The sequence below is a fragment of the Burkholderia arboris genome, from assembly GCF_902499125.1.
Classification (GTDB): Bacteria; Pseudomonadota; Gammaproteobacteria; order Burkholderiales; family Burkholderiaceae; genus Burkholderia; species Burkholderia arboris.
The window spans coordinates 96765-113008 of the sequence record NZ_CABVPX010000025.1 but is presented as its reverse complement, the minus strand read 5'-3'; the positions used below and the strand labels follow the sequence as shown (position 1 = coordinate 113008).

At 66.7% G+C, this 16244-nt stretch carries 17 protein-coding genes; 14 read left to right on the top strand and 3 right to left on the bottom strand.

From position 1 onward, the window contains the following. Positions 1-186, top strand: a 186-nt coding sequence (locus BLA15945_RS26850) for a hypothetical protein (protein ID WP_217468170.1), incomplete at its 5' end; no start/stop codon positions are given. Between the two features lie 161 nt (positions 187-347). Here the strand turns inward: BLA15945_RS26850 and BLA15945_RS26845 are convergent. Further along, complete coding sequence (locus tag BLA15945_RS26845) at positions 348-1124, bottom strand: enoyl-CoA hydratase (RefSeq protein ID WP_174993802.1); 777 nt, start codon at positions 1122-1124, stop codon at positions 348-350. Between the two features lie 129 nt (positions 1125-1253). Between BLA15945_RS26845 and paaN the strand changes: the two genes are divergently transcribed. From paaN to paaK, 5 genes are all read left to right on the top strand, one after another. Beyond that, positions 1254-2960, top strand: coding sequence for a phenylacetic acid degradation protein PaaN (gene paaN, locus BLA15945_RS26840; protein WP_174993801.1), 1707 nt, complete (start codon positions 1254-1256; stop codon positions 2958-2960). Between the two features lie 87 nt (positions 2961-3047). Further along, a complete protein-coding gene (gene pcaF / locus BLA15945_RS26835; protein ID WP_174993800.1) occupies positions 3048-4250 on the top strand; it encodes a 3-oxoadipyl-CoA thiolase in 1203 nt (400 codons plus the stop codon). A gap of 45 nt (positions 4251-4295) precedes the next feature. Next, positions 4296-5087: a 2-(1,2-epoxy-1,2-dihydrophenyl)acetyl-CoA isomerase PaaG gene (paaG, locus tag BLA15945_RS26830; protein WP_059236353.1), complete on the top strand. Its 792-nt coding sequence runs from the start codon at positions 4296-4298 to the stop codon at positions 5085-5087. Between the two features lies 1 nt (position 5088). Continuing rightward, a complete protein-coding gene (gene paaI / locus BLA15945_RS26825) occupies positions 5089-5541 on the top strand; it encodes a hydroxyphenylacetyl-CoA thioesterase PaaI (RefSeq protein WP_174993799.1) in 453 nt (150 codons plus the stop codon). 38 nt (positions 5542-5579) lie between these two features. After that, positions 5580-6878: a phenylacetate--CoA ligase PaaK gene (paaK, locus tag BLA15945_RS26820; RefSeq protein WP_174993798.1), complete on the top strand. Its 1299-nt coding sequence runs from the start codon at positions 5580-5582 to the stop codon at positions 6876-6878. A 176-nt stretch (positions 6879-7054) separates the two neighbouring features. Here paaK and mltA read toward each other — a convergent pair whose 3' ends face one another. Then, entirely contained in the window at positions 7055-8287 is a 1233-nt protein-coding gene (gene mltA / locus BLA15945_RS26815) for a murein transglycosylase A (RefSeq protein ID WP_174993797.1), read from the bottom strand. 81 nt (positions 8288-8368) lie between these two features. After that, positions 8369-8743: a Co2+/Mg2+ efflux protein ApaG gene (apaG, locus tag BLA15945_RS26810; RefSeq protein ID WP_006477037.1), complete on the bottom strand. Its 375-nt coding sequence runs from the start codon at positions 8741-8743 to the stop codon at positions 8369-8371. A 177-nt stretch (positions 8744-8920) separates the two neighbouring features. On the opposite strand from apaG, the gene rpe reads away from it, so the two are divergent. The 8 genes from rpe (at position 8921) to BLA15945_RS26770 (ending at position 16230) form a co-directional block, all read left to right on the top strand. Then, on the top strand, positions 8921-9607 hold the full coding sequence (gene rpe / locus BLA15945_RS26805; protein WP_011883156.1) for a ribulose-phosphate 3-epimerase: 687 nt from the start codon (positions 8921-8923) through the stop codon (positions 9605-9607). A 4-nt stretch (positions 9608-9611) separates the two neighbouring features. Further along, positions 9612-10364 carry a phosphoglycolate phosphatase gene (locus tag BLA15945_RS26800; protein ID WP_059236359.1) on the top strand — a complete coding sequence of 251 codons (753 nt, stop codon included), beginning with the start codon at positions 9612-9614 and terminating at the stop codon, positions 10362-10364. Between the two features lie 357 nt (positions 10365-10721). Next, a complete protein-coding gene (gene trpE / locus BLA15945_RS26795; protein WP_174993796.1) occupies positions 10722-12215 on the top strand; it encodes an anthranilate synthase component I in 1494 nt (497 codons plus the stop codon). Positions 12216-12228: 13 nt separating this feature from the next. Continuing rightward, positions 12229-12819: an aminodeoxychorismate/anthranilate synthase component II gene (locus BLA15945_RS26790; protein WP_059236364.1), complete on the top strand. Its 591-nt coding sequence runs from the start codon at positions 12229-12231 to the stop codon at positions 12817-12819. A gap of 13 nt (positions 12820-12832) precedes the next feature. Then, entirely contained in the window at positions 12833-13864 is a 1032-nt protein-coding gene (gene trpD / locus BLA15945_RS26785) for an anthranilate phosphoribosyltransferase (protein WP_059236366.1), read from the top strand. Between the two features lie 29 nt (positions 13865-13893). Beyond that, positions 13894-14679 (top strand): indole-3-glycerol phosphate synthase TrpC, encoded by a 786-nt coding sequence (gene trpC / locus BLA15945_RS26780; RefSeq protein WP_174993795.1) that lies wholly within the window; start codon positions 13894-13896, stop codon positions 14677-14679. Beyond that, entirely contained in the window at positions 14679-15305 is a 627-nt protein-coding gene (locus BLA15945_RS26775; protein WP_059236369.1) for a CYTH domain-containing protein, read from the top strand. Before trpC ends, BLA15945_RS26775 begins: the two co-directional genes overlap by 1 nt. Positions 15306-15318: 13 nt before the next feature. Further along, positions 15319-16230: a uracil-DNA glycosylase gene (locus tag BLA15945_RS26770; RefSeq protein ID WP_174993794.1), complete on the top strand. Its 912-nt coding sequence runs from the start codon at positions 15319-15321 to the stop codon at positions 16228-16230. The last annotated feature ends 14 nt before the right edge of the window (positions 16231-16244 follow it).

The window sequence follows — 16244 nt, the reverse complement described above, 5'->3', positions numbered from 1 at the left end:
GCGTTTTCAGCAGCAGAGAAGCGAGATTATGAACCGTGTTTCGCAGCTCGTCAACAACTTTTTTACTACATCGTTGCAACTGCGGGGCTCAACTTCCTGTACCACCGAGACCGCTACTACCCAGCCCCAACAGCACCGCTTCCCTTCCTCCCGCGCCGCGTTTCCGTTAGCGCGAAAGAGGCGTGATTCTAAGCATCTGCCCCGATCTACGCAAGCCCCTTTGTGAAGAAATTTGAAAAAGCCCCCGTGCGCTCACGCGCACGGGGGCTTGGGGCTCGACGGGCCCGGCGATCATGCTGGCAACCGCCGCCAACCAATCGCCAGGCGCCTGCCGCCACACCGCACAATCAACGGTGCTTGAACTCCGGCTTCCGCTTCTCGACGAATGCCGCCATCCCTTCCTTCTGGTCTTCGGTCGCGAACAGCGAATGGAACAGCCGGCGCTCGAAGTGAACGCCCTCGGCCAGCGTCGTCTCGTACGCCCGGTTCACCGACTCCTTGACCATCATGACCGCCGGCAGCGAAAACTCGGCGATCGTCGTCGCAGCGGCAATCGCCTCGTCGAGCAGCTTGTCGGCCGGCAGCACCCGCGACACGAGTCCTGCACGCTCGGCCTCGGCGGCGTCCATGAAGCGCGCGGTCAGGCACATGTCCATCGCCTTCGCCTTCGACACCGCACGCGGCAGACGTTGCGTACCGCCTGCGCCCGGCATGACGCCCAGCTTGATTTCCGGTTGGCCGAACTTGGCCGTGTCCGCCGCGAAGATGATGTCGCACATCATCGCGAGTTCGCAGCCGCCACCCAGGGCAAAGCCCGATACCGCAGCAATGATCGGCTTGCGGATCTCGCGGACCGTCTCCCAGTTGCGCGTGATGTAGTCGCTCCGGTAAACATCCATATAGGAGTAGGTCGCCATCATGCCGATATCCGCGCCCGCAGCGAACGCCTTCTCGCTCCCGGTCACGACGATCGCGCCGATGCCGTCATCCGCATCGAACGCCTTCAGCGCAGCACCCAACTCGTCCATCAGCGCATCGTTCAGCGCATTCAGCGCCTTCGGACGGTTCAGCGTCACCAGACCGACACGCCCCCGGGTCTCCACCAGGATGTTCTCGTAAGCCATCTATTTCTCCTCGATCAATGAAATGAGAAACGCCTCGCACATGCGAATAGTTTGATGCTACCATTCTCCGACCAACCGGTCGGTTAATTAATCGATCCGATCCCTCTCAACGTTCATCAGGCTGCCGCCATGACCCATGCACTGTTCACGAAGCACGAAGACACGCTGAAGCACGCACTCGCCGCCATCGAGAGCCGCGGGTACTGGAGCCCGTTCGCCGAAATGCCGAGTCCCAAAGTGTACGGGGAAAGCGCAAGCGCAGACGGCGAAGCCGCGTTCAAGTCGCACCTCGACAAGACCTTCGTGCTCGACCAGCCGGCGTCCGGTGAAACGATCGGCGCAGAGCGCTCGCCGTATGGCATCGCCCTGGGCATCCAGTATCCGAAGTCGACGCCCGACGCGCTGATCGCTGCCGCAGCGGCCGCGCAACGCACGTGGCGCGAAGCCGGCCCGAGCGCCTGGGTCGGTGTCAGCCTCGAAATCCTCGCGCGCCTGAATCGTGCGAGCTTCGAAATCGCCTACAGCGTGATGCACACCACCGGGCAGGCCTTCATGATGGCGTTCCAGGCCGGCGGCCCGCACGCGCAGGACCGCGCGCTCGAGGCGGTCGCCTATGCATGGGACGAACTGCGCCGCATCCCGGCCGATGCGCACTGGGAAAAACCGCAAGGCAAGAACCCGCCGCTCGCGATGCACAAGCGCTATACGATCGTGCCGCGCGGCACCGGCCTCGTGCTCGGCTGCTGCACGTTCCCGACCTGGAACGGCTACCCGGGCCTGTTCGCCGACCTGGCAACCGGTAATACCGTGATCGTCAAACCGCATCCGGGCGCGATCCTGCCGCTCGCCATCACGGTCCGGATCGCCCGCGACGTGCTGCGCGAAGCCGGATTCGACCCGAACGTCGTCACGCTCCTCGCGACCGAACCCAACGACGGCGCCCTCGTCCAGGATCTCGCGCTGCGCCCCGAGATCAAGCTGATCGACTTCACCGGCAGCACGCAGAACGGCACGTGGCTCGAACGCCATGCCCATCAGGCACAGGTCTACACCGAGAAGGCAGGCGTCAACCAGATCGTGATCGACTCGACCGACGACCTGAAGGCCGCCGCCAAGAACATCGCGTTCTCGCTGGCGCTGTACTCCGGCCAGATGTGTACGGCCCCGCAAAACATCTACGTGCCCCGCGACGGCATCCGCACGGCTGACGGCCGTGCGAGCTTCGACGAAGTCGCACAAGCCATCGCGGTTGCCGTGCAAAAGCTCACCGGCGACCCGGCACGCTCGGTCGAGCTGATCGGCGCGATCCAGAACGAAGGCGTGTCCGCGCGCATCGACGACGCGCGCAAGCTCGGTCGCGTGCTCGCCGACAGCCTGACGCTCCAGCACCCGGCCTTCCCCGATGCCCGCGTGCGCACACCGCTCGTGCTGCAACTCGACGTGGCCGACCGCGCGAAATTCACGCAGGAGTGGTTCGGCCCGATCTCGTTCGTGATCGCGACCGATTCGACAGCGCAGTCGCTCGATCTCGCCGGTGAAGTCGCGGCAGAACATGGCGCGCTGACCCTCTCCGTCTACAGCACCGACGACGCAATCGTCGACGCTGCACACGACGCAGCGGTGCGCGGCGGTGTCGCGCTGTCGATCAACCTGACGGGTGGCGTATTCGTCAACCAGTCGGCCGCGTTCTCCGATTTCCACGGCACCGGTGCAAACCCGGCGGCCAACGCGGCGCTAGCCGACCCGGCGTTCGTCGCCAACCGGTTCCGTGTGGTGCAAAGCCGCGTCCATGTTGCCCCGAAGGCAGTCCCGGTGGAAGCTGGCCAGACGGCATAACCCGAATGGCCGACGTGCAAACGCCGCCACGTTCTCTACCATGAACGAATCCGCCACCCGGCGGGTTCGTTGCTCATCGATACGCCCATGACAGACGCCTACATCTGCGACGCGATTCGCACCCCCATCGGCCGCTACGGCGGCGCCCTGAAAGACGTCCGCGCCGACGACCTCGGCGCGGTGCCGCTCAAGGCGCTGATCGAGCGCAACCGGAACGTCGACTGGGCGGCGATCGACGACGTGATCTACGGCTGCGCGAACCAGGCCGGCGAGGACAACCGTAACGTCGCGCGCATGTCGGCGCTGCTCGCGGGCCTGCCGACCGACGTGCCGGGCACGACGCTGAACCGGCTGTGCGGCTCCGGGATGGACGCGGTCGGCACGGCCGCGCGCGCGATCAAGGCGGGTGAAGCGCGCCTGATGATCGCGGGTGGCGTCGAGAGCATGACGCGCGCGCCGTTCGTGATGGGCAAGGCCGCGAGCGCATTCGCACGCCAGGCCGACATCTTCGATACGACGATCGGGTGGCGCTTCGTCAATCCGCTGATGAAACAGCTGTACGGCGTCGACTCGATGCCGGAAACGGCCGAGAACGTCGCGGTCGACCACAACATCAGCCGTGCCGACCAGGACCTGTTCGCACTGCGCAGCCAGCAGAAAGCCGCGCGGGCACAGCAGGACGGCACGCTGGCCGACGAAATCGTCGCGGTCACGATTCCGCAGAAGAAAGGCGACGCCATCGTCGTGTCGCGCGACGAACACCCGCGCGAGACGTCGCTCGAAGCACTCGCGAAGCTGAAGGGCGTCGTGCGACCGGACGGCTCGGTCACGGCCGGCAATGCATCGGGCGTCAACGACGGCGCGTGCGCGCTGCTGCTCGCCAATGCGCAGGCCGCCGACCAGTATGGCCTGCGCCGTCGCGCGCGTGTCGTCGGCATGGCAACCGCCGGCGTCGAGCCGCGCGTGATGGGCATCGGCCCCGCGCCGGCCACACAGAAACTGCTGCGCCAGCTCGGCATGACCATCGACCAGTTCGACGTGATCGAGCTGAACGAGGCATTCGCGTCGCAGGGCCTCGCCGTGCTGCGCATGCTGGGCGTCGCCGACGACGACCCGCGCGTGAATCCGAACGGCGGCGCCATTGCCCTGGGTCACCCGCTAGGCGCATCGGGCGCACGGCTCGTGACCACGGCGCTTCATCAACTCGAGCGTACGGGCGGCCGCTTCGCGCTCTGTACGATGTGCATCGGCGTCGGCCAGGGCATCGCGATCGCGATCGAACGTGTGTAACCGACGCGCCGCGCGCCTATAACGAAGTCATGAAGGAGACACTGCATGTCCTATCAGGCGATTCAGCTGGATATCGATCAGGCCGCGCGCGTGGCCACGATCACCCTCAACCGCCCCGACAAGCTGAACAGCTTCACGCGGGCGATGCATCGCGAACTGCAGTCGGCGCTCGATGAAGTCGAAGCAGCCGGCGCACGCGCGCTGATTCTGACGGGTGCGGGGCGCGGCTTCTGCGCAGGCCAGGACCTGGCCGATCTCGACTTCACGCCAGGCGCGTCCACCGACCTCGGCACGCTGATCGACGAGCACTTCAATCCACTGATCCGCCGCCTGCAGCGCCTGCCCATTCCGGTGATCGCCGCCGTCAACGGCACGGCGGCCGGCGCCGGCGCGAATCTCGCACTCGCCTGCGATCTCGTGTTCGCCGCCCGCTCGAGCAGTTTCATCCAGGCCTTCGTCAAGATCGGGCTCGTACCGGATTCAGGCGGCACGTGGTTCCTGCCGCAACGCGTCGGCATGGCACGCGCGCTGGGGCTCGCGCTGACCGGCGACAAGCTCGGTGCCGAACAGGCCGAGCAATGGGGCCTGATCTGGCGCGCGGTCGACGACGACGCGCTCGTCGCGACGGTCCGTCAGCTCGCTACCCAGCTCGCGCAGCAGCCGACGCTCGCGATCGCGTCGATCAAGCAATCGATGCGCGACAGCGTCACGAACACGCTCGACCAGCAACTCGACCAGGAACGCGACCTTCAGCGCAAGCTCGGCCAGTCGCACGACTACGCGGAAGGCGTGCGGGCATTCATCGAGAAGCGCGCGCCGCGCTTCGAGGGGCGTTGACATGACGAACGCCACCGCCACGCTCGATCCCGATTCGCTGGCCCGCGCCACGGCGCAGGCCATGTACGACGCCGACGCCTGCAGTCGCGCGTTCGGCATGGAAATCGCCGAAGTCCGCGCCGGCTACGCCCGCTTGCAGATGCGCGTGCGCCCCGAATTCCTGAACGGACACCAGACCTGCCACGGCGGGATCATCTTCACGCTCGCCGATTCGACGTTCGCATTCGCATGCAATTCGTACAACCTGAATACGGTCGCGGCCGGCTGCTCGATCGAATTCCTGCGCCCGGTGCACGGCGGTGACGAGCTGACGGCCGAGGCGATCGAACAGGCGCGCGCCGGCCGCCACGGCATCTACGACATCCGCGTCACGAATCAGACGGGCGAAACGGTCGCGATGTTTCGCGGCAAATCCGCCCAGATCAAGGGCACGGTCATCCCGGAAGACCGCTGACGTCGACGGCTCGCACATAACAAACACTGGAGACAGGCATGACTACCCCGCTACCGCTCGAGCCGATCGAGACCGCCTCACGCGACGAGCTGACCGCGCTGCAGCTCGAGCGCCTCAAGTGGTCGCTCCGGCATGCGTATGACCACTCGCCCGTCTATCGCCGAAAGTTCGACGACGCGGGCGTGCACCCGGACGACCTGAAGACGCTCGCCGACCTGTCGCGCTTCCCGTTCACGACGAAAGGCGACCTGCGCGACAGCTACCCGTTCGGGATGTTCGCGGTGCCGCAGGACCAGATCTCGCGCATCCACGCGTCATCGGGCACGACCGGCAAGCCGACAGTCGTCGGCTATACGGCCGGCGACATCGACACGTGGGCGAATCTGGTCGCGCGCTCGGTCCGCGCCGCCGGTGCGCGCCGCGGCGACAAGGTGCACATCAGCTACGGCTATGGCCTGTTCACCGGCGGGCTCGGCGCGCACTACGGCGCCGAACGCGCGGGGCTGACCGTGATCCCGTTCGGCGGCGGCCAGACCGAAAAGCAGGTGCAACTGATCCAGGATTTCCGGCCCGACATCATCATGGTCACGCCGAGCTACATGCTGTCGATCGCCGATGAAATCGAACGTCAGGGCCTCGACCCGGTGCAGAGTTCGCTGCGCATCGGCATCTTCGGTGCGGAGCCGTGGACCAACGACATGCGCGTCGCGATCGAACAGCGCATGGGCATCGATGCCGTCGACATCTACGGGCTGTCCGAAGTGATGGGCCCCGGCGTCGCGTCCGAATGCGTCGAGACCAAGGACGGCCCGACCATCTGGGAAGACCACTTCTATCCGGAAATCATCGATCCTGAAACCGGCGAAGTGCTGCCGGACGGCGAACTTGGCGAACTCGTGTTCACGTCGCTGACGAAGGAAGCGCTCCCGATCGTCCGCTACCGCACCCGCGACCTCACGCGCCTGTTGCCGGGCACCGCCCGCACGATGCGCCGGATGGAAAAGATCACCGGCCGTTCGGACGACATGATGATCGTGCGCGGCGTCAATGTGTTCCCGACGCAAATCGAGGAGCAGTTGCTCAAGCAGCGTGCGCTCGCGCCGCACTATCAGATCGTGCTGACGAAGGAAGGCCCGCTCGACGTGCTGACGCTCAACGTCGAGCCTTGCCCCGAGACCGCGCCCGATACCGCGGCGATCCATGCGGCAAAACAGGCGCTCGCGTACGACATCAAGTCGCTGATCGGCGTGACGGCCGTGATCAACGTGCTGCCCGTCAACGGGATCGAGCGCTCGGTCGGCAAGGCGCGCCGCGTCGTCGACAAGCGCAAGGGCTGACGCCCGGCATCGCCCGCGCGAAGCCAGCCAATCCGCCGCACCCGATGAAAACAGCCCGATCGGCCAAAACCGGTCGGGCTGTTTCGTTTCGGGCATGGCCCCGTCGCATCACGTCAGTTACTGCACTTCGACCGCCTGCGCTGCGGCACGCGGGCGGCCAACACAGCCGCCGTGCATCACGAATTCGGGAACAGCAGCCACATCCGGCCGACCTGCTTCATCCGGCCGGCCTGGTCGCCCGCGTCGTCGCCGAGCCCCCAGAAATAGTCGGCCCGCACGCCGCCCTTGATCGCCGAACCCGTATCCTGCGCAAAGACGAGCCGGTTCATCGGCGTATTCGTCAGCGGACGCGTGGTCTGCAGGAACACGGGCGTACCGAGCGGAATCGACGACGGATCGACCGCGATCGAACGCTCCGGCGTCAGCGGCACGCCAAGCGCGCCGATCGGACCGTCCGCGCCGCCATGCGGCGCATCTTCCTTGGTCGGCATGTCGCGGAAGAACACGAACCGCGGATTCGTGTCGAGCAACGTGTCGACACGGGTCGGGTTCGCCTTCGCCCACGCCTTGATGCCCTGCATCGTCGCCTGGGCGGGCGTCAGCTCGCCGCGATCGAGCAGCCACTTGCCGATCGAACGGTACGGCTGGTTGTTGGTGCCGCCGAAGCCGACCCGCATCACCGAACCGTCGTCGAGCAGCACGCGCCCCGAGCCCTGCACCTGCAGGAAGAACGCCTCGATCGGGTCGTCGACCCACACGAGTTCGTTGCCGTTCAGGATGCCCGCGCGCTCAAGCTGCGCGCGTACCGGCAGCGCGGCGCCCGCGCGATAGCCGGAAGGCCAGCGATAGAGCGCGTACTGATACGGGCCGCGGCGCACGCGCGAACCATGCAGCAGCGGCTCGTAATAGCCGGTCACGAGCCCGTCGAGCGTCCCGTCGGTATTCGCGAGCTGGAACGGCGTGAAATACGTTTCGAAGAATGCGCGGGCGCTGCTGACGTCGAGCTCGTCGAGCCGGTCGGCAGCCGCGCAGGCGCGCGCCCAGGCCGGCTGGCGCGAGAGCCGCACGCAGTTCTGCCGCAACGCGGCTGTCGCACCGATCAGCGCATCGTCCTGCCAGCCCGGCACCTGCTGCCACGCGACCGGCGTGAGCCGCTTCGCGGCGATCTGCCCCGGCACGATCGCCGCGCCGGTCGGCGGCTTCAGCGACGACGTCCGCGTCGGTGCGCTGCCGCACGCGGCAAGCAGCGCCGCCGCAGCCGCCGCCGCCACCCACCCGGCCAACCGGGGCCCAAACCACATACAATGTCCGTTCTTGATGGAAACCGCCATGTCAGATTTTCTCGACCAATATCCGATGCTCATCTTCGCGCTCGAAGCCTTCGTAGCGCTCGCCCTGCTGATCTTCATCGTCGTGTGGACGTCGTCGGGCAGAAAGAAGCACGCCCGCAGCAACAACGACCGCCAGCCGCGCTGACGCGCTTCGCACGCTCAATGCAGCGTGCGCGGCATGTGCAGTGCGAACTCGTCGACCGGCGCCTCGAAACGCTCGCCGTCCTCCGCCACGCAGAAGTAGGCGCCCCGCATCGTGCCGACCGGCGTCGCGATCACGGCCCAGCTCGTGTATTCGAAGTGCTCGCCCGGCTGCAGCAGCGGCTGGTGCCCGACGACGCCGAGCCCCTTCACTTCCTGCACGTGGCTTTCGCTGTCCGTGATGATCCAGTGACGTGCGATCAGCTGCGCCGCGACCTGCCCCGTGTTGCGGATGGTCAGCGTGTACGCGAATGCGTATTGACGGTGATCGGGGTCGGATTGTTCCGGCAAGTAGCTGGTTTTCACCGAAACGGTGAACTGATACTGACTCATGGTGTTTCCGCTGTAGGTAACCGCGCGCGCCGACTCGAGCGGCCGGGCCGCGGGCGCGCCGCATTGGTTCGGCATTCTATGCGCAATCGGGCCGCAACCGCACGGCCTGCCGCCGCGCACCGGGTCGCCGGACGGTAGAATGGCGGTTTTGCGCCGCACCGTCCCCGGTCCCCTGTCATGACTCAATTCCGCATCGCTCCCAGCATCCTGTCGGCCGATTTCGCACGGCTCGGCGAAGAAGTCCGCAACGTGGTCGCCGCCGGCGCCGACTGGATCCACTTCGACGTGATGGACAACCATTATGTGCCGAACCTGACGATCGGCCCGCTCGTCTGCGAGGCGATCCGCCCGCACGTGCAGGTGCCGATCGACGTGCACCTGATGGTGCGCCCGGTCGACCGGATCGTGCCCGATTTTGCGAAGGCCGGTGCGAACCTGATCAGCTTCCACCCGGAAGGCTCGGATCACATCGACCGCACGCTGTCGCTGATCCGCGACCACGGCTGCAAGGCCGGCCTCGTGTTCAACCCGGCCACGCCGCTGAACTATCTCGACCACGTGATGGATCGCCTCGACTTCGTGCTGCTGATGTCGGTCAACCCGGGCTTCGGCGGCCAGTCGTTCATTCCGGAGACGCTGAACAAGCTGCGCGAAGCACGTGCACGCATCGACGCGTACACCGAGCGCACGGGCCGCGAGATCCTGCTCGAAGTCGACGGCGGCGTGAAGACCGACAACATCGCGGAAATCGCGGCGGCCGGCGCCGACACGTTCGTCGCAGGTTCGGCGATCTTCGGCAAGCCCGACTATCGCAAGGTGATCGACGAGATGCGCGCCGCGCTCGCCACCGTCGAGCGGAGCTGACGCCGTGGCCGAATCGTCGTTCGCCGGCCACGCGCCGGCCGGGGCCGCCCCGATCCGCTTCGCCGCACCGCGCATCGACGCGGCGCTGATCGACCTCGACGGCACGATGGTCGACACGGCCGACGATTTCACGGCCGGCCTGAACGGAATGCTCGCGCAGCTCGGCGTGCCGGCCACGTCGCGCGACGAGGTGATCGGCTACGTCGGCAAGGGCTCCGAGCACCTGATCCAGAGCGTGCTGAAGCCGCGCTTCCCGGCCGACGAAGCGCATGCGCGCTTCGACGACGCGCTGGCGATCTACCAGACCGAATACGCGAAGATCAACGGCCGCCACACGCGCCTCTATCCGGACGTGGCAGCCGGGCTCGACGCGCTGCGCGAGGCCGGCATCCGGCTCGCGTGCGTAACGAACAAGCCGCACCGCTTCGCGGTGGAACTGCTTGAGCAATACGGGCTGGCCGGCTGCTTCGGCGTCGTGCTGGGCGGCGACAGCGTCGCGCGCAAGAAGCCCGATCCGCTGCCGATGCTGACGGCCTGCGATGCGCTCGGCGTCGCACCGGACGCGGCGGTCGCGATCGGCGACTCGGAAAACGATGCGCTGGCAGGCCGCGCGGCCGGGATGGCGACGCTGACGGTGCCGTATGGCTACAACCACGGCAAAGCTATACAAACGATAAATTCGGATGGTATAGTCGATTCGTTGCTGGTCGCGGCTCGCGCCATTTCCGCGCACAACGCCGGCCGGCCAACCCTCTGATTATTTCTTCCATCTGCATGTTTCTGAATAAAAAACGGAGTCTGAGCAGCATCGACCGGGGAGCCTGGCCCTGGCGTCGCTGGTCGCGCTAACCTCTTCGATGAGGTACGCTGAAGCACGTCTTCAGCGCCGTTTTTTATCTCGCTGCGCATCCGCGCGCCGACCGTCGCACCACCTCGAGTTCCACCGCGCCCGAACGCTTGCGTTCAGGATCGGCCGCAGGCTCGCGACGTTCACGCCCGGAGTGCCGGCCGGCAACAGGCACTTCTCGATCGACCGCCCTTTCGCCGACGGCAACCCGCGCAGCGTCACGTGATCCCTGGCGCACGCGCCGCTCGTCCCGAACAGGACCGGAACATGACCGAACTCGAATTCCAATCGCTCGCGAACGAAGGCTACAACCGCATCCCGCTGATCGCGGAAGCCCTCGCCGATCTCGAAACGCCGCTGTCCCTCTACCTGAAGCTGGCCCAGCCCGAACGCGCGGGCGCCAATTCGTTCCTGCTCGAATCGGTTGTCGGCGGCGAACGCTTCGGCCGCTACTCGTTCATCGGCCTGCCTGCCCGTACGCTCGTGCGCACCCGCAACGGCGTGTCGGAAGTCGTGCGAGACGGCCAGGTCGTCGAGACGCACGACGGCGACCCGTTCCAGTTCATCGAATCGTTCCAGGGGCGCTTCAAGGTCGCGCAGCGCCCGGGCCTGCCGCGCTTCTGCGGCGGTCTCGCCGGCTACTTCGGCTACGACGCGGTGCGCTATATCGAGAAGAAGCTCGCGAACACCGCGCCGCGCGACGATCTCGGCCTGCCCGACATCCAGCTGCTGCTGACCGAGGAAGTCGCGGTCATCGACAACCTCGCCGGCAAGCTGTACCTGATCATCTACGCGGACCCGGGCCAGCCCGAAGCGTATGCGAAGGCGAAACACCGCCTGCGTGAGCTGAAGCAGCGCCTGCGCACGACCGTGCAGCCGCCCGTCACGTCGGCGAGCGTGCGCACCGAGACGTTCCGCGAGTTCAAGAAGGACGACTATCTGGCCGCCGTACGCCAGGCGAAGGAATACATCGCGGCCGGCGAACTGATGCAGATCCAGGTCGGCCAGCGGCTGACGAAGCCGTATCGCGACAATCCGCTGTCGCTGTATCGCGCGCTGCGTTCGCTGAACCCGTCGCCGTACATGTACTACTACAACTTCGGCGATTTCCACGTGGTCGGCGCGTCGCCGGAAATCCTGGTGCGCCAGGAAAAGCGCGGCGAAGACCAGATCGTGACGATCCGTCCGCTCGCCGGCACGCGCCCGCGCGGCAACACGCCCGAGCGCGATGCGGAGCTCGCGACCGAGCTGCTCAACGATCCGAAGGAAATCGCCGAGCACGTGATGCTGATCGACCTCGCGCGCAACGACGTCGGCCGCATCGCGGAAATCGGCTCGGTGCAGGTGACCGACAAGATGGTGATCGAGAAGTACTCGCACGTGCAGCACATCGTCAGCTCGGTCGAAGGCAAGCTGAAGCCCGGCATGACAAACTACGACGTGCTGCGCGCGACGTTCCCGGCCGGCACGCTGTCCGGCGCGCCGAAGGTGCGCGCGATGGAGCTGATCGACGAGCTCGAACCGGTCAAGCGCGGGCTGTACGGCGGCGCGGTCGGCTACCTGTCGTTCTCGGGCGAGATGGATCTCGCGATCGCGATCCGCACGGGCCTGATCCACAACGGCAACCTGTATGTGCAAGCGGCGGCCGGCGTCGTCGCGGATTCGGTGCCCGAATCCGAATGGCAAGAGACCGAGAACAAGGCGCGTGCGGTGCTGCGTGCGGCCGAACAGGTCCAGGACGGCCTCGATAGCGACTTCTGACCGGAGACTGACCATGCTGCTCATGATCGACAACTACGACTCGTTTACCTACAACCTGGTCCAGTACTTCGGCGAACTCGGCGAGGACGTGCGTACCTACCGCAACGACGAAATCACGCTCGACGAGATCGCGCGCCTGAATCCCGACGCGATCTGCCTGTCGCCGGGCCCGAGCAATCCGCAACACGCAGGCATTACGCTCGACGTGCTGCGTGAGTTTTCGGGCAAGAAGCCGATCCTCGGCGTCTGCCTCGGCCATCAGGCGATCGGCGAAGCGTTCGGCGGCCGCGTCGTGCGCGCGACGACCATCATGCACGGCAAGGTGAGCCGGATCGAAACCGACTGCCTCGGCGTGTTCGCCGACCTGCCGAAGCATTTCGACGTCACGCGCTACCACTCGCTCGCGATCGAGCGCGAATCGCTGCCCGACTGCCTCGAGGTGTCCGCGTGGACCGACGACGGCGAAATCATGGGCGTGCGCCACAAGACACTGCCGATCGAGGGCGTGCAGTTCCACCCGGAATCGATCCTGTCCGAGCACGGCCATGCGCTGCTCGAGAATTTCCTGAAGCTGGCCCGCGCCGCGGCCGCGCAAGCCGCCTGACGGGAGCCTCACGATGACGATTACCCCGCAGGAAGCGCTGCAGCGCACGATCGAACACCGCGAGATCTTCCACGACGAAATGCTGCACCTGATGCGGCTCATCATGCGCGGCGACCTGTCGCCCGTGATGGCGGCCGCGATCATCACCGGGCTGCGCGTGAAGAAGGAGACGATCGGCGAGATCGCCGCCGCCGCGACCGTAATGCGCGAATTCGCACATCACGTCGAGGTGCAGGACAACTCGAACTTCGTCGATATCGTCGGCACCGGCGGCGACGGCTCGCACACGTTCAACATCTCGACCGCGTCCATGTTCGTCACGGCCGCGGCCGGCGCGAAGGTCGCGAAACACGGCAATCGCGGCGTGTCGAGCAAATCAGGCAGCGCCGACGTGCTCGAGGCGCTCGGCGTGAACATCGACCTGCAGTCGGAGCAGGTCGCCGCGTCGATCGCCGAAACCGGCATGGGCTTCATGTTCGCGCCGAACCATCACCCGGCGATGAAGAACATCGCGGCCGTGCGCCGCGAGCTCGGCGTGCGCACGATCTTCAACATCCTCGGCCCGCTGACCAATCCGGCCGGCGCGCCGAACCAGCTGATGGGCGTGTTCCACCCCGACCTCGTCGGCATCCAGGTGCGCGTGATGCAGCGCCTCGGCGCTCAGCACGTGCTCGTCGTGTACGGCAAGGACGGCATGGACGAGGTGTCGCTCGGCGCCGCGACGCTCGTCGGCGAGTTGCGCGACGGCAAGGTGCACGAATACGAGATCCATCCGGAAGACTTCGGCCTGCAGATGGTGTCGAACCGCACGCTGAAGGTCGAAAATGCCGACGAATCGCGCACGATGCTGCTCGGCGCGCTGGACAACCAGCCGGGCGTCGCACGCGAAATCGTCACGCTGAACGCGGGCACCGCGCTCTATGCGGCGAACGTCGCCGAGTCGATCGCGGACGGCATCCAGCTCGCCCGCGAAGCGATCGCGAGCGGCAAGGCGCGCGCGAAGGTCGACGAACTCGTGCGCTTCACGCAGCAATTCAAGCGCTGACTCCCCTTACGAATCAAGCAGGAACCCACATGAGCGACATTCTCGACCGAATCATCGCCGTCAAGCGCGAAGAAGTCGCGGCGGCCATGCGCAGCACGCCGCTCGAGGCACTGAAGCTGGACGCATCGGCGCGCGACCTGCGCGACTTCGTCGGCGCGCTGCGTGCGAAGCACGCGGCCGGCAACGCCGCCGTGATCGCCGAAATCAAGAAGGCCAGCCCGTCGAAGGGCGTGCTGCGCGAGCATTTCGTGCCGGCCGACATCGCGCGCTCGTATGCGGCGCACGGCGCCGCGTGCCTGTCGGTGCTGACCGACGAACAGTTCTTCCAGGGCAGCGTCCGCTACCTCGAAGAGGCGCGCGCGGCCTGCACGCTGCCGGTGCTGCGCAAGGACTTCATCGTCGACGCGTACCAGATCCTCGAAGCACGCGCGATGGGCGCCGACGCGATCCTGCTGATCGCCGCCGCGCTCGACACGCCGCTGATGCAGGATCTCGAGGCCTACGCGCACTCGCTCGGCCTCGCGGTGCTGGTCGAAGTGCACGACCGCAACGAGATGGAACAGGCGCTGACGCTGAAGACGCCGCTGCTCGGCATCAACAACCGCAACCTGCGCACGTTCGAGACGTCGATCCAGACCACGCTCGACATGCTCGACATGATTCCGGCGGACCGCATCGTCGTGACCGAATCGGGCATCCTGTCGCGCACCGACGTCGACACGATGCGTGCGGCGAACGTGAACGCGTTCCTCGTCGGCGAAGCGTTCATGCGCGCCGAGCAGCCGGGCGAGGAACTCGCGCGGATGTTCTTCTGATGGCGATCGAAAAGGAAATCAAGCTCACGCTGCCGGCCGGCCAGGCCGACGCCGCGCGACACTTCTTCGAGACGCTGACCGGCGAACCCGGTCACGACATCACGCTCGCGAACGTCTATTACGACACGCCCGATCTGGCGCTGGCACGCTCGAAGAGCGCAGTGCGCGTGCGGCGCGCGCCGCACGGCTGGCTGCAGACGTTCAAGACGGTCGGCAGCGCGGAAGGCGGCCTGCATCGCCGCCATGAATGGGAACTGCCGGTCGCCGGCGACGCGCTCGAAATCGACGCGCTCGTCGCGGCCTGCGACGTGCCGGAAGCCGCCGCCGCGCTGAAAGATGCGGCCGGCGCGCTATCTGCGCTGTTCCGCACGGATTTTTCGCGTACGCTGTGGCGCATCGCAATCGGCGGCGCAACCGTCGAAGCCGCGGTGGACCTCGGCGAGATCGTCGTCCAGGCGGAACACGAAACGCGCCGCGAACCGATCAGCGAAATCGAACTCGAACTGATCGACGGCCCGGAAGCGGCGCTCGCGACGCTCGCCGCCGAACTGCAGCAAGCGCTGCCAGGCCTCGTTCCCGAAAACATCAGCAAGGCGCAGCGCGGCTATCGGCTGCGCGCGCAATAAACACGCATCACGCATGGCAACCCGCAAGACTTCCCGCGCGCCGCAACAGGCGTCGCTGTTCGATGATCCCGTGCCGGAAACGGCACCGGCCGATACGCCGTCCCCGGCCCCCGAAGCGCCCGCGGCCGGACGCAAACCCGCGAAGAAAGCGGCTGAACCGGCGGCTCCAGCCGCCGCAGTACCGCCGCGGCCCGCTGCCGCCGACGTGCCGCATCTCGCCGCGCAATTCGACGCGCTGCCGACCGTCTGGCGCGACGTGCTGAAACCGTTCACCGACAGCGACGCATACGCGCCGCTGTGCCGCTTCGTCGACGACGAGCGCGCAGCCGGCAAGACGGTCTACCCGGCCGACGTGTTCCGCGCGCTGCGCCTGACGAGCCCCGACGACGTCAAGATCGTGATTCTCGGCCAGGATCCGTACCACGGCGACGATCGCGGCACGCCGCAGGCGCACGGGCTTGCGTTCTCGGTGCCGCCGGCCGTTCGCACGCCGCCGTCGCTGCGCAACATCTTCAAGGAAATCGCCGCGAACTTCGGTCACGACACGCCGCGTCACGGCTGTCTCGACACGTGGGCGCGCCAGGGCGTGCTGCTGCTCAACACCGTGCTGACGGTCGAGCGCGGCGCGGCCGCGAGCCACGCTAAGCGCGGCTGGGAGCAATGCACGGACACGCTGATCCGCGAACTCGCCGGCCGCCATCGCGGGCTCGTGTTCATGCTGTGGGGCGCACACGCGCAGGCGAAGCGCGCGCTGTTCGACGCGAACGCGCATTGCGTGCTCGAGGCGCCGCATCCGTCGCCGCTGTCCGCGCATCGCGGCTTCCTCGGCTGCCGCCATTTCGCGCTCGCGAACGATTATCTGGTCGATGCAGGCCGCGAACCGATCGACTGGCGCCTACCGGACGTAGCCGAAACGCTGGCGTAACGCGCCGCGCCGGT